Here is a 14,228-nt window from a genome sequence, read left to right as displayed (position 1 = left end):
CTCTTACATAGGCTTTATATTCTTCTTTTTTGAGATTTTTGCAAGGTCATTTCTTCTTAGGTTTTATGAAAGATTTAAAGGAAAGATAGAGGAGGTTTGATAAATTGTGCAAAGGAGATAAGCAGTCTTTTATTTTAACAAGGTAAAATAATGTTTTATACAAAATAAAAAATCTTCGTCGTTACAGACGAAGATTTCTAAATAAAATATTGCAGAATTTAAACTTTAAAGTGCTGCAAGGTTACCAGCGGCAAATTTTCCTGAACGACGATCTTGAAGAACATCATAAGAGATTTTTTGCCCTTCATTAAGACTGTTTAGACCTGAACGCTCGACGGCAGAAATGTGTACAAATACATCTGCACTACCATCACTAGGCTGAATGAATCCGAAACCTTTTGTTGTATTAAACCACTTAACTGTTCCTGTAGACATAGGAAACTCCTTAGAATATATAATTATATTGAGCATTGAAGCTTTTATCCCTTCAATACGGCTGTAGATCGAAATTAGGTGGGAGAAGTTTCGTCGAAAGTGCAGATTGCACAGGAAAGAAAGTCACGTAACCGAAAATTCGATGAAACCTCTATAAAAGTTTTTAGAACAAAAAGCAAGTCTTAATCAATTTTTATATAAAGAAAAAACAAGAAAATAGTGTACATTTTACTAAGTAGAAAAAAAATCAACTAAAATAACTTTGTAGTGAACGTACCTCAAGGTGCCTTTTTTTGAGTGCTTTGATCGCTTCTACGACGGCTTCGGCTCCAGCTATTGTTGTATAATAGGGAACATTTTGCATGAGTGCTGCATAACGTAATGATTTTGAGTCTGAGATGGCACTGGCAGTGCTAGTTGTATTAAAAATCAATTGAATTTGGCGATTACGAATAGCATCTTCAATATGGGGGTGTCCCTCTAGAACTTTGTTGATTTTTTTTGCTTCAACGTGGTGTTCGGTGAGAAATTTTTGTGTTCCACTTGTGGCGACAACAGAAAAGCCAAGCTCAGTTAAACGTTTTACAGGATTTAAGATGCGTTTTTTATCTTCATCCCTTACAGAAACGAACAAAGTTCCCTCTTTAGGGAGTTTTACACCAGCTCCAAGTTGGGCTTTAGCAAAAGCAAGCGAAAACTCATAGTCAAGACCCATAACTTCACCGGTTGAGCGCATTTCTGGACCAAGAAGTGTATCAACACCTGAAAAACGAGCAAAAGGAAACACTGCTTCCTTGACAGCAATATGTTGTTTTTCCTGCAAAGAAGGTAATCCACCATAAGCTTGAAGAGCATCATGAAGCGTTTCTCCTGCCATAATACGTGCAGCCATTTTAGCAATAGGGCGACCAATCGTTTTTGCAACAAATGGAACAGTACGTGAAGCACGGGGATTGACTTCTAAGACATAAATGGTGTCATCTTTTATAGCATATTGTACATTCATTAAACCGCGAACATGAAGTGCTTGTGCTAATGCTTTGGTTTGGCGCTCTAATTCAGTAACTATTTTATTTGAGAGCGTATGGACTGGTAAAGAACATGCTGAATCACCAGAGTGGATACCAGCTTCTTCAATGTGTTCCATAATACCAACGATTAGTGTTTCTTTGCCATCACAGAGACAATCAACATCTACTTCAATTGCTTCTGTTAAATAGGTATCAAAAAGAAGCGGATTTTTACCAAGCAATATATTGATTTGTCCTGTTGTGTCGTTAGGATAACGGACTTTGATATCTTCTGAAATTAATTCAGGGACACTCTCAAGTAAATAATTTTGTAAGCTACGCTCATCACGAATAATTTGCATAGCACGTCCTCCTAAAACATAAGATGGACGTACAACCAAGGGGAAGCCTAGTTCGTGGGCAATGAGGCGTGCTTGTTCGATGGAGTGGGCAATACCATTTTGAGGTTGTGTTAAATTAAGTTTAAATAACAGTTTTTGAAAGCGATCTCTATCTTCAGCTAAGTCGATAGCGTCAGGTGAAGTACCTAGGATGGGGATGTTGTGTTTTTCTAGAGCGCTTGCCAATTTCAAGGGTGTTTGTCCGCCAAATTGGACGATGACTCCAACCAAATCTCCTTTTTCCTGTTCTGCTTCTAAAATAGCGATAACGTCTTCTGTTGTTAAAGATTCAAAGTAAAGGCGATCAGAGGTATCATAGTCGGTTGAAACTGTTTCAGGATTACAGTTAATCATAATCGCTTCAAATCCTGCATCACGCAGTGCAAAAGCAGCGTGGCAGCAACAGTAATCAAATTCAATACCTTGCCCAATGCGGTTTGGTCCACCGCCTAAAATAGCAATTTTTTTGCGTTCAGAAACGTGTGCTTCCGAGTGCTCTACACCTGCAAAGGGAACTTCATATGTTGAATACATATAGGCTGTAGGAGAAGAAAATTCAGCCGCACAAGTATCAATCCGTTTGAAGACGTGTTTAACATTCAGTGATTTACGCAAAGCTGCGATATAATCGGTTTCTTGTCCGATAAGGGAGGCTAATCGAGCATCTGAAAAGCCCATAGCTTTTAACATACGTAAATTATCTGCATCTTGGGGTAATCCATGAATGCGGATACGCTGCTCCATTTCAATGATGGAGGCTATTTGTTCTAAAAACCACGGATCAATTTTGCTAATTTGGTGAATCTCATTTAAAGGTAAGCCTGTGCGCATAGCTTGAGCAATATAGCGTAGACGATCAGGGCTTGGTATGGCAATGGCTGAGCGTATAGAACTTTTTTCATCACCTTCAGCATGCTCTGGAATCACAATTTCATCAAGACCCGTAAGCCCTGTTTCAAGTCCACGGAGTGCTTTTTGTAACGATTCTTGAAAAGTGCGTCCAATTGCCATGACTTCTCCTACAGATTTCATCGCAGTTGTGAGGACAGGTGATGAACCGGGAAATTTTTCGAACGCAAAACGAGGAATTTTTGTCACAATATAGTCAATAGAAGGTTCAAATGATGCTGGTGTTGCACCGCCCGTGATATCATTTTTTAATTCATCAAGTGTATAACCAACAGCCAGTTTAGCCGCTACTTTGGCAATGGGAAACCCCGTTGCTTTTGAAGCAAGCGCTGAAGAGCGAGAAACACGCGGATTCATTTCAATAACAATGAGGCGCCCATTTTCAGGATTGACAGCAAACTGTACATTGGATCCCCCCGTTTCAACGCCAATTTCACGCAAAACAGCAATCGAAGCATTACGCATACATTGATATTCTTTATCGGTTAAGGTGAGAGCAGGTGCTACAGTGATCGAATCACCGGTATGAACCCCCATTGGATCAATGTTTTCGATAGAACAAACGATGATACAATTGTCGTTCTTATCACGAACAACTTCCATCTCATATTCTTTCCACCCTAAAACACTTTCTTCAATTAATACTTCTGTTGTTGGTGAAGCTTCAAGCCCACGTTCAATAATTTCATAGAATTCAGAGCGGTTATAAGCGATTCCACCACCAGTTCCACCAAGGGTAAATGAAGGACGAATAATAGCTGGAAGCCCAACAACATCAAGAGCTTGAACTGCTTTTGCTGTTGCATGAGCGATATAATGTTGTTTGCGATCAGCTTCGGTATGTCGCCAGTTGCGCTCAAGTTCTTCGAGTGCTTTGTCAAGCGCAGTACCAGAAAGCTTTGCTTTAAGTTCAGCACACGTTTTTGCGTGTTGTTGGCGATTTTCTTCTTTCAGTTCTGTTGCATTGGCTAACATAGAGCGTGGCGTTTCCAAACCGATTTTTGCCATCGCTTGGCGGAATAAAGCACGATCTTCAGCTTTATCAATAGCATCAGCATTGGCTCCTATCATTTCAACATGATAGCGGTCTAAAATACCCATACGCTTTAATGATAAAGCAGTATTGAGGGCTGTTTGTCCTCCCATAGTGGGTAAAAGGGCATCGGGACGTTCATGGGCAATAATTTTGGCAACGATTTCAGGCGTAATGGGCTCTATATAAGTTGCATCAGCTAGATCTGGATCTGTCATAATCGTGGCAGGATTAGAATTGACCAAAATAATTCGGTAACCTTCTTCTTTTAATGCTTTACAGGCTTGAGTACCAGAATAATCAAATTCACATGCCTGACCAATGATAATAGGTCCTGCTCCGATGATAAGAATAGATTTTATATCTGTGCGTTTGGGCATGACTTTTTCCTATGACAAATATCTATGTGCGATTGTTGCAGGCAAAATATTTCAGTTTTGAAGCTACAGTTATTTTATAAGTTAAGTGACAAAGAAAGTAAGCATTAAAATACCTTTTCCATGCTTTTTTTCATAAAATTTAAGATAAATTTCTTTTTTGAGTTGAGTCATCTCATCAGTCTATCAAAAGTATGACCTTTGATAAAAAATAATAACAGTGCTCCAACAAATTAGAATATTCAATCATACGTGGAGCATAAAAAGTCGGAACATCTTCCCAATACATTGCTTGCATATTTTGTGTTTTATGACGTTGTTTGCCTAAGAGACCCCGCGCTTTTTCTATTGCTTGTAAAACATAAGCCATTATTTATGGTTTGATGGGATTTCGTACAATGAAATGGGAAACTTATCGTGTTGTTCCGTAAAATACTGCTGTTTAGAGCTGTGATATAAGGTATGAAAATTTACCACATTAAGGTGTTTTTTGTTAGAGCGTATGATAAAATTCAGGACCAAATTTGTCTGTAGAGAGCTTATGAAATAAACCATATAAAATGGTTTCAGTTGGAATCTGTTAAATAAACAATAAGATTGTTGATAAGTCGGCTCTGGTCGAAGTTTCCGTTTTAGGGTAGGGAACGTCAATCTATAGATGTGTCCGTTTCATAAAAGGGTGAGAGTGTATTTTAATACAATGGCTAAGGAGATAATTTCAGAATGATTTTGTTTGTTTTTAAAAGAGAGTGAATACTCTCCCTTTACTTTATGGTGATGTTCAAAACTTTTTAAAATATAAAGAAGGATAAAATGCCGAGCATTTCCCAAACGAGATTTTGTCTGAAAGATGTATCAATAGGAAAGCTTTTGGTGGCTAGGTCTCAAAAAGGGATTTGTCATAGTGCGTTAGGAGACACTATAGAGCAATTACTACAGGAGTTTACGCTACGATTTGGTGATGCACAACAAGTTGTAGGTGACAATACATTTAAGAGAGAAGTTGCCCATATTATAGCCATGATAGAAACACCTAAGCTGGTAAAAAAATATAATTTTCCCTTAGATATAAATGGTACAGTTTTTCAACGACAAGTATGGGCAGTATTATGTGATATACCATGTGGTGAAACAATTTCATATGAGGTTTTAGCATGCCGTATTGGTATGCCGAATGCTTTTCGTGCCGTTGCTAATGCCTGTGCACGTAACGAATTGGCTGTTATCATTCCGTGTCATCGTGTTGTGCGTAAAAATGGTTTTATTTCAGGGTATCGTTGGGGGGACAAACGGAAACAGATTTTACTACAACGAGAACAAAATGGAGAAATTTAACTTTGTGTGATGGGCATTATAATCGTTACAGTTGTTCCTTTCATTTCTTTTGAAGTAATTTCAAGTTTTCCCTTGTGGAGTTCTAGCAAGGAGCGTGAAATGGCTAAGCCAAGACCTGAGCCCGTATGAGATTTAGTAAGTTGATTTTCAACTTGTTCAAAGGGTTGTCCAAGTTTTTTAATTGCTGATTGTGGAATACCAACACCTGTATCTGTAATTTTAAAAATAAGATTATTTTTTTTCTTGAAAGCGCAGACATCAATATTTCCGCCAGAAGGAGTGAATTTAACGGCATTAGAGATGAGATTAAGGAAAATCTGTTTCATTGCACGACCATCAACTTCAGCATGAAGTTCTGGGGTAATGTTTGTTGTAACAGCAATGTTTTTTTCTTGAGCCTGAGGCGTTAGTGTTCGTACTGCTTCACTAATGATAGGTTCAAGATCGGTATTTTTACAATCAAGCGTAAATCTTCCAGCTTCGATTTTTGACATATCAAGGATGTCATTGATAAGGGTTAGAAGATGGGTTCCTGAATTATAAATATCATGCATATATTCTTTATAGCGTTGTGAACCAAGAGGGCCAAAGGTTGATTGTAACATAATATCTGAAAAGCCGAGAATAGCATTTAGTGGAGTGCGCAATTCATGAGACATATTGGCTAAAAATTCTGATTTAGCCTTATTAGCACTTTCGGCGCGTTCTTTTTCTGCTTTCAGACTTTTATTAAGTTTTTCAACTTCTGTTGCGCGTTGTTGAGCACTCCCTCTCGCACGTTTGAGTTCTTGAATGAAAGAAAAAAGACGCCTTTCGCTGTCTTCAAATTTTTCCTGTTGTTGTTTAAGCTCAGAAATGTCAGTACCAATACAAACCAATCCTCCATCTTGGGTTCGTCGTTCGTTAATTTTGAGCCAACAACCATCTGCCGTTTGGCGAATACTGGTTAAGTTACCAGTACCATCATCTTTAAGGGGATATTCACTAAGAGCAGGGCGTGCCATGGCTTCGACGGTTGCACGTTGGATACCTGATTGGAGAATTTGTTTAGGAATAGCGGCATATTCGCAAAATTTGCTGTTGGACATGACTAAACGTCCTTCAGCATCCCACAAGACGAAAGATTCTGAAATGTTTTCAATCGCGTCACGAATACGAAGGTCGGCTTGTGCCGTTTGTTCAGCCAATTGTTGCTGTTCACTAATATCGAAGGAAATACCAACCAAATGGGGTTCTTCTTCTTCAGTAACTTCGGCACGAATGCGCATCCATACATAATGACCATCAGCATGACGCATAGGAACGTTAATATCGATATGCTTTTTTTTGCCGCTCATTAATTCCTGAGCAAGGTCAAAAAAATTCGCATCATTTGGATTGATAATGGCGCTAATTTGGGAAATTGAGAGCAATGCATCTTGAGGGACATAGCCGAGCATTTCGTACATTGCTCGTGACCAGTAGACGCGTCCACTGGCCATATTCCAATCCCATAGTCCACAGCGTCCACGCATCATTGCCATATCAATACGGTTTTGAATTTTTTCTGAAACAAGATCTGTTTTGCGTGCTCGTACAATTTGGTTATAATAAGCATAAAGAAGAGCGAGGATAACGCCACTAGTTCCAATGAACATGGTTATATTTAACGAGAGAGCTTTCCGCCATTCCATATAAATATGTTGCATTTTTTCACTGATGAATACCCCATATTGTCCATTTTCTGTTTGCTCAAAGGAAGCAAGAGCAGGAATATCTTTTTCTATTGTAATTTTCATGATTCCAGCATGTTTTCCTAGAGCTTGTAAAGTAATGCTTTCAGAGGTAAAATCCTGTAAGGGTTTTCCTAAGACAATCTCAGAACTTGATGAAGCTAGGACATTGCCTTTTTGATCGACAATAGCAATAACAGCGCTGGTTTTTATAAAACCTTTGTTACGAAAATTGGTTAGGATATTTTGTAAATGATTATGAGAAAGAGCAGCAGCTTTTCCTTGTCGAGTGGCGGCAAGTAAGTCACGGTCGATTGTATTGGTAATATGAGAAGCTAAGAGAGTGATGGTAGAATGCGTGTTTTTATCAATTGTGTTGCGCCAATCATAGATTGATACGAAACGGATTGCTGCAAGCGCAATAAGAAATGCCACAATGACAAATGGAAGTGAGCGTCGCAACCAAGGTTCAATAAAGAGAAGCTTTTGATAGGTAGAGCCAGAAAACAGATGAATACGCTTTGTCTGCGCTTTATGGCTTTGAGCGCTCGATTTTGAATCAGCATATATCTCCGTTGGCGCATTATATGCGTCCAATTTAGCCATCTCTTGTTCCTTTAATTCCGGAATAATGTGATTTAAAAACTGCTTCGATATTCATTAATAACCCCATGAGAGTGCAATGAATCAAAACAGGAGTCTTCTGTCCAGTCTTTTTTTAAAAAAAAGTATTTTACTTTTATGAATTTGGAATATGAAAAGGAAAAGGCATTTTAAACATGGCCTATAAACAGGCTTAGATTGCCTGTTTATAGGTTTAATGATGATCAAAGTAGCTTGTAGAGTTTATTTTTAAAAATATTATAGTATATTGATTTAAAATGTTTTTTTGTTTCAAGTGAGTAGACGATTGATGATATCAGAAACATCGCTTGATAATTTTGGTGCGGCAGCAATCGTTTTTAATGCCGTTTCAAGTTTTTGTTGCCGAATGGGTTCTAATTGTCGCCAAGAGCGCAAAGTTGTTAATAATCGTGAAGCAAGCTGTGGATTTTTTTTGTCAATTTCTAAAATGATTTGGCAAAGAAAATCATAGGAGGCACCATCAACTCTGTTAAAGCCTGTTAGGTTGTTAGAGGCAAAGATACCGATCAGAGATCGTACACGATTAGGATTATCCTTTGAAAATAGCGGGTGTTGCATGAGCTTTTGAACATTTTCGAGTGTTGATGTGCCAGCAACCATTGCTTGAATAGAAAACCATTTATCCATAACCAAAGGGTCATGTCGATAGCGGTTTTCAAAATCATTTAAGGCATTTTGTGCCTGCTCACTTTCATTAAAACGCTTCACGAGAACAGCAATACTCGCCATTCGGTCAGTCATATTATCAGCTGTTGCATACTGTGTCGCCGCACGATTTGGATTGTTCTCAGAAATGGAAAGATAATCCAATAGTATGTTCTTGAATGCTCGCTTTCCGGCTTGTACAGTGTCTGGTGAATAGGGTTCTTGGGTTTGCATTTGTTCATAAAATTTTGTTAAGAGTTTTTGATGTGTTTGTGCAAGTGAAGCGAGAAACTGATTGCGCACGTAATGAATACGATCTGGATCAATATTTTTACCGATTGTATGAGCAAGCTCAACTTCACTAGGTAAATTTAAACAGAAGGCACGAAATTCAGGCTCTAAGGTTTCATCTGTTATGATTGTTTCAATCAGGTTTAGCAAAGCAGAGGAGATTGTTTCTTTTGCTGCTTGTGTTTTATCTTGAATGCTTTGAAGCAAAGCTTGCGTCATTAAATGATTAAGAGATTGCCAGCGATTAAGGTGATTGTCATCATGTTGTGCAAGAAAAATAAGTTCACTTTCATTAAATGGCGTGTGTAGAATGATTGGTGCAGAAAAGTCTCGCAGCAGTGATAAAACGGGTTTTTCACGCAGTCCTTTTAATGTAAACGTTTGGCTTTCCTTGGATAAAAGCATAACGTCTGATTGAATATCTGTATCCGCTTCATAAGCGAGGTTTTCTCCGTTAGGTCCTAATAAGCCAAATGCGATAGGGATAAGCATGGGCTTTTTTGTTTTTTGTTGTGGGGTTGCGGGAATATGTTGCTTTGTATGAATTGTTAAAACACCATCGCTATAATGACTATCGATTTCTACATTGGGTGTTCCTGCCTGTTCATACCATAGCATGAATTGGGAGAAGTCTTGACCAGACACTTCAGCAAAACAGGTAATAAAATCTTCAATTGTACAAGCTTGTCCATCATGACGTTGAAAATAAAGATCAGTGCCTTTACGAAACAGAGTAGGACCTAAAATAGTTCGTATCATGCGAACAACTTCAGCACCTTTTTCATAAACAGTTGTGGTGTAAAAATTATTAATTTGGCTATATTGACGAGGACGTACAGGATGCGCAAGAGGTCCTGCGTCTTCTGTAAATTGCGTCGCTTTTAATGCTTTTACATTTTCAATTCGCTGTAGGCTGCGTATATTTTGATCTGATGAAAATTCCTGATCACGATAAACAGTGAATCCTTCTTTTAAACAGAGTTGAAACCAATCGCGACAGGTAACACGATTACCGCTCCAATTATGGAAATATTCATGGGCAATGACACGTTCAACATTTCTATAATCCTGATCGGTTGCTGTTTCAGGATCGACAAGAACATATTTATCATTAAAAACGTTAAGGCCTTTGTTTTCCATTGCTCCCATGTTAAAGTCGGACACAGCAACAATATTGAAAACATCAAGATCATATTCGCGTCCGAAACATTGTTCATCCCAACGCATGGAACGTTTAAGAGCATCCATTGCATAGGTTGCGCGTTCGGTTTTTCCTTTTTCTACATAGATACCAAGCTCGATACGTCGTCCAGATACAGTTGTAAAATGGTCTTCTAACTTATCAAGATCTCCACCTACTAAAGCAAAGAGATAAGATGGCTTGGGATAAGGATCTTCCCAAATAGCAAAATGACGATTATTCTCTAAAGTTCCTGTTCCCACGAGATTACCGTTTGAAAGCAAGATTGGGATTGTTTTGGAATCTGCTTCAATTTTTACTCTATAGGTAGAAAGAACATCTGGGCGGTCGTAAAAATAAGTGATACGACGAAAACCTTCCGATTCGCATTGTGAGCAATAAACACCATTTGAAAGATAAAGCCCCATAAGTTGGCGGTTGCTTTCAGGATTCAGTTCCGTAACCAATTTTAATGTAAAAGGAGCCGTTGGTGGCGTTGTAATCTCTAAACGTGAAGGCGTCACTCTATAAGTGTTTGGGGCTAATATCTCATCATTAATAGAAACGGAAATTAAAGTAAGATCATCACCAGAAAGAACGAGAGGTGTTAATTCTTTTGTATCGTGACGGGGCTCAATAAACAATATGGCTGTAACATAGGTTTTTGTTGGTGCCAATTGGAAAGAAAGGTGTGTTTTAGGGATAGCGTAAGGAGTTGGTTGGTAATCTTCCAAACGATAAATAGATGTTATTGGCTGTTTCATAGTTTTTTCCCATTAGTATTTTAAGAGTTAAAGAAGGGTGTTTTAATTTTAGAAGCAAGATAGGATTAAAGAATTACAAAAGGCTGTCGAGGCGATTTTTTACTTCTAAGAAGTCTATCCATGTAAGCTTCTTTTGACTAGGGGTTCTAAGAAGGTAAGCTGGATGAAAAGTTGGCATAACAGGTATTTTTATATTATCTTCGCTTTCATAGATATGCCATTTCCCTCTTGTTCGGATAATCCCATTTTGAGATCCAGTAAGAAATTGTGCAGCAACGCCTCCCAGTGCTATAAGAACACGAGGACGTGCTAAATAAATGTGCCGTTCAATAAAAGGGCGGCACAAGGCAACTTCTCTTGGTGTTGGTGTACGATTTCCTGGTGGACGCCAAGGAATAGTGTTGGCAATGTAAACATTATTTCTTGCTAAGCCAATTGATGCGAGAATTTTATTAAGTAACACCCCTGCTTTTCCCACAAAAGGAATTCCTTGTATATCCTCTTCTCGTCCTGGTGCTTCACCTATGAGCATTAGGGGACTTCCTGCTGTTCCATCTGAAAAACAGGTATTTTTTGCTGTCAATTTTAGTGAACAGCCATTAAATGCAAGGAGGGCAGATTTTAATTCATCAAGTGTCTTTGCACTTTTTGCACTCTCTATAGCAGCGGATTCGTTTTGTATAGGACTAGAATTATACAGTGGATGATTATCTAATTTTACGCTTGGAGATGTTTTGGCAGATGTTTGTTGATTACCAGAAATGTTAACAACAGGCGTTAATTTTCTCTCTGAACAAGCAGACTGCTTAAAACGATCAATAGGGAAGTCTGTCAGAACGGCATCCGCACCACTTTCTTTATAAAAGTTTAAGAGTTCTTCATAGGAAATCGAGTACGGCGTTTGATTTAACATTTTACTTTTTCTAATGATCTAGGCACTATAGATCAAACAAAATTATCCTTCAAGTTTTATAAACGTATTCGCTAGCCATTAATGTATAAGAATGCTGATAGGATTCTCTCTTTTCACAAAAAAGGCAAATCGTAAAATGCGAGTTTTCGCGATTATATGCATCTTTAAATGTATAATTTGTTTAAATTGCGCTATTTCAACTTTTTAAACAAAATAAACTCACTCATAATAAAAGAATTTTTTACTGAATGCAAGTGGCGTGATAATATTTTTTATCATTATATTCTATATTTAATACTTAGTGAAAGTGAATTTTGTAGTATTTTATTTAAAAAATTAAGTATAATTTTTTATTATTATATTTATTTAATAGCTTTTATTAAATAAATTAAATATATTAATTGAAATATATAATTATTACTTTTATATGAGAAAACACTAAGACGTTACAAACAGTTTTCACAATGGGTTAAAAGCAATGTGTGGATATATTCTTTTGCTTTTTTTACAGCTGAAATGAGAGGTTCATTGAGTGCCAAATGCGCTGCAATAGCGCTTGATAGAATGCAACCTGTTCCACGCATTGTTCCTTTTAAACGTGGAGTAGAAATATTGATGACTTCAATTTTGTCAATGAAGCTATCAATTGCAAGAGGACCCTCCGCATGTCCGCCTTTTACTAAGATAGAGCGAGCTCCCAATGACAAAAGTTTTTTTGCTTGTTGTATTGCTTGCTTATCATTAGATGCCAATGGACTTTGGCTAAGAAGAGCGAGTTCTTCTCTATTCGGTGTTAAAAGATCAACATGAGGAAGCAGTTTATCGATCATAGTGTCGATGATTGTTTCTGTTATTAGTTTTCCTCCTGATGAAGCGACAAGTACAGGGTCCAAAACAACTGGAACATGGGGATAGTCTTTGAGTACGTTACAGATTGCTGCTATAATTGCTTTTGTCCCCGTCATACCAATTTTTATTGCGCTTATTGGATTTGCTTCTAGAGCAGCACGCATTTGCGCAGCGACGAGGTCTCCACACATTGGAATGATTTCGACAACGCGATTATCATCTTGTACGTTAACACAAGTAATTGCTAAATTTGCTTTTATTTGAAAATGTGCAGAGGTTTCTATATCACGAACAATACCGGCACCTCCTGTTGGATCAGTGCCTGCAACAATAAGAATGGAAGGTATCAACGCCATTTTTGTGTCACTTTTATCCACTGCTGTACACGCTCTTCAGGTTTTTTATGGAGGATAATATCAGTCACAACAGCAGCACTATTTGCTCCTGCATTTAAAACACTAACTGCACGTTCTGGTGTTAACCCACCAATACCCACTAAAGGTAAAGCACCAATCCGTTTTCTCCATTGTTTGATTTTCTCTAGTCCTTGTGGCATCCATTTCATTTTTTTTAAGATTGTCGGATAAATAGGACCAAGTGCAATATACTCAGGATTAGCAGAGAGTGCGATATCCAATTCATGTTCATCATGTGTACTAAGACCAACTTTTATACCACTTTTACGAATTGCGTGAAGATCAGCATTGCTCAGGTCTTCTTGTCCCAGATGAATAAAATTACACTTTTCATCAATTGCTATTTCCCAATGATCATTAATAATTAATTGTGTTCCCAATTTATTGCATATGTTTTTTGCACGCTTAATATGTTGACGGATTATTTGTTGATTTTCATGTTTCATACGCAATTGTACGAGCTTGATACCAAGAGGAAGCAAACGTTCAATCCAATCAGCGTTATCAACGATGAGGTAAAAAGGATCCAGTTTCATGAAAATACCGCTTTTCCAATGATTGGTGTTGAAGGGACTGCTACATTGCGTGCTTCGATCATGCCAGCTTTATACCCCATACGTCCTGCCTGAATAGCTTTGGAAAAGGCCTCAGCCATCAAAACAGGATCAGCTGCTTTAGCAACTGCGGTATTAAGCAGTACTGCATCATAACCTAGTTCCATCGCAATGGCGGCATGGGATGGGCGTCCAATGCCGGCATCAATAACAAGAGTAGCATCAGGAAGGTAAGCACGGATAGAACGCAATCCATCAGTATTATGAGGTCCTTTGGCAGAACCAATAGGAGCACACCAAGGCATAATAACACGGCAACCAATGTCGAAAAGTTTTTCAGCAACAATGAGATCATCCGTTGTATAGGCAAAAATTTTGAAACCTTCATTGTTTAAAATTTGAGCAGCTTCGATTAAGGAAAAAATATTTGGCTGTAAGGTGTCTGAATTACCGATAATTTCGAGTTTAATCCAAGCTGTTTTAAAAAGATCTCTTGCTAATTGCGCTGTGGTTACGGCCTCTTTAACAGTATAACAACCAGCAGTATTAGGAAGCACTGTTACCCCAAGATCTTGAAGAAATTGCCAAAACTGCCCTCCTTGTTTTCCACCTGCGCTTTCTCGACGTAATGAAACGGTTACAATTTCTGTATTGGATTTATGAATAGCATCACGAAGGATGACAGGAGAAGGATATTGCGCTGTACCTAACATAAGACGAGAGGTGAATTGTCGTCCATAAAGATTCAACATAATTAAC

At 38.1% G+C, this 14,228-nt stretch carries 10 protein-coding genes; 1 reads left to right on the top strand and 9 read right to left on the bottom strand.

The window, feature by feature from the left end; all coding sequences use genetic code 11:
• Positions 1-225 precede the first annotated feature (225 nt).
• From ACFIO3_RS03085 to ACFIO3_RS03075, 3 genes are all read right to left on the bottom strand, one after another.
• Positions 226-435: a cold-shock protein gene (locus tag ACFIO3_RS03085; protein WP_012754908.1), complete on the bottom strand. Its 210-nt coding sequence runs from the start codon at positions 433-435 to the stop codon at positions 226-228.
• 247 nt (positions 436-682) lie between these two features.
• Positions 683-4,168: a carbamoyl-phosphate synthase large subunit gene (gene carB / locus ACFIO3_RS03080; RefSeq protein WP_375614401.1), complete on the bottom strand. Its 3,486-nt coding sequence runs from the start codon at positions 4,166-4,168 to the stop codon at positions 683-685.
• 175 nt (positions 4,169-4,343) lie between these two features.
• Positions 4,344-4,535 (bottom strand): hypothetical protein, encoded by a 192-nt coding sequence (locus ACFIO3_RS03075; RefSeq protein ID WP_375614400.1) that lies wholly within the window; start codon positions 4,533-4,535, stop codon positions 4,344-4,346.
• Positions 4,536-4,978: 443 nt separating this feature from the next.
• On the opposite strand from ACFIO3_RS03075, the gene ACFIO3_RS03070 reads away from it, so the two are divergent.
• The gene (locus ACFIO3_RS03070; protein WP_375606327.1) at positions 4,979-5,500 is read left to right on the top strand and encodes a methylated-DNA--[protein]-cysteine S-methyltransferase; all 522 of its coding nucleotides are present in this window, start codon (positions 4,979-4,981) and stop codon (positions 5,498-5,500) included.
• Here ACFIO3_RS03070 and ACFIO3_RS03065 read toward each other — a convergent pair.
• From ACFIO3_RS03065 to ACFIO3_RS03040, 6 genes are all read right to left on the bottom strand, one after another.
• A complete protein-coding gene (locus ACFIO3_RS03065; RefSeq protein WP_375606326.1) occupies positions 5,497-7,818 on the bottom strand; it encodes an ATP-binding protein in 2,322 nt (773 codons plus the stop codon). The genes ACFIO3_RS03070 and ACFIO3_RS03065 overlap by 4 nt on opposite strands.
• Positions 7,819-8,106: 288 nt before the next feature.
• The gene (pepN, locus tag ACFIO3_RS03060; protein WP_375609130.1) at positions 8,107-10,737 is read right to left on the bottom strand and encodes an aminopeptidase N; all 2,631 of its coding nucleotides are present in this window, start codon (positions 10,735-10,737) and stop codon (positions 8,107-8,109) included.
• Between the two features lie 73 nt (positions 10,738-10,810).
• Positions 10,811-11,650 carry a uracil-DNA glycosylase family protein gene (locus ACFIO3_RS03055; protein WP_375606324.1) on the bottom strand — a complete coding sequence of 280 codons (840 nt, stop codon included), beginning with the start codon at positions 11,648-11,650 and terminating at the stop codon, positions 10,811-10,813.
• A gap of 446 nt (positions 11,651-12,096) precedes the next feature.
• Positions 12,097-12,855, bottom strand: coding sequence for a hydroxymethylpyrimidine/phosphomethylpyrimidine kinase (locus ACFIO3_RS03050; protein ID WP_375606476.1), 759 nt, complete (start codon positions 12,853-12,855; stop codon positions 12,097-12,099).
• Positions 12,846-13,451, bottom strand: coding sequence for a thiamine phosphate synthase (locus ACFIO3_RS03045; RefSeq protein WP_375606323.1), 606 nt, complete (start codon positions 13,449-13,451; stop codon positions 12,846-12,848). The genes ACFIO3_RS03050 and ACFIO3_RS03045 overlap by 10 nt, the downstream gene beginning before the upstream one ends.
• Positions 13,448-14,221, bottom strand: coding sequence for a thiazole synthase (locus ACFIO3_RS03040; protein WP_375606322.1), 774 nt, complete (start codon positions 14,219-14,221; stop codon positions 13,448-13,450). Before ACFIO3_RS03040 ends, ACFIO3_RS03045 begins: the two co-directional genes overlap by 4 nt.
• Positions 14,222-14,228: the final 7 nt, after the last annotated feature.

The organism is Bartonella sp. AD328YNZD (assembly GCF_042196425.1).
This window is presented reverse-complemented; position numbering and strand designations above follow the sequence as displayed.

Excerpts from the sequence above, each read along its gene's own strand:
- ACFIO3_RS03085 (WP_012754908.1), bottom strand. The coding sequence starts at position 435 with ATGTCTACAGGAACAGTTAAGTGGTTTAATACAACAAAAGGTTTCGGA.
- carB (WP_375614401.1), bottom strand. The coding sequence starts at position 4,168 with ATGCCCAAACGCACAGATATAAAATCTATTCTTATCATCGGAGCAGGA.
- ACFIO3_RS03075 (WP_375614400.1), bottom strand. The coding sequence starts at position 4,535 with ATGGCTTATGTTTTACAAGCAATAGAAAAAGCGCGGGGTCTCTTAGGC.
- ACFIO3_RS03070 (WP_375606327.1), top strand. The coding sequence starts at position 4,979 with ATGCCGAGCATTTCCCAAACGAGATTTTGTCTGAAAGATGTATCAATA.
- ACFIO3_RS03065 (WP_375606326.1), bottom strand. The coding sequence starts at position 7,818 with ATGGCTAAATTGGACGCATATAATGCGCCAACGGAGATATATGCTGAT.
- pepN (WP_375609130.1), bottom strand. The coding sequence starts at position 10,737 with ATGAAACAGCCAATAACATCTATTTATCGTTTGGAAGATTACCAACCA.
- ACFIO3_RS03055 (WP_375606324.1), bottom strand. The coding sequence starts at position 11,650 with ATGTTAAATCAAACGCCGTACTCGATTTCCTATGAAGAACTCTTAAAC.
- ACFIO3_RS03050 (WP_375606476.1), bottom strand. The coding sequence starts at position 12,855 with ATGGCGTTGATACCTTCCATTCTTATTGTTGCAGGCACTGATCCAACA.
- ACFIO3_RS03045 (WP_375606323.1), bottom strand. The coding sequence starts at position 13,451 with ATGAAACTGGATCCTTTTTACCTCATCGTTGATAACGCTGATTGGATT.
- ACFIO3_RS03040 (WP_375606322.1), bottom strand. The coding sequence starts at position 14,221 with ATGTTGAATCTTTATGGACGACAATTCACCTCTCGTCTTATGTTAGGT.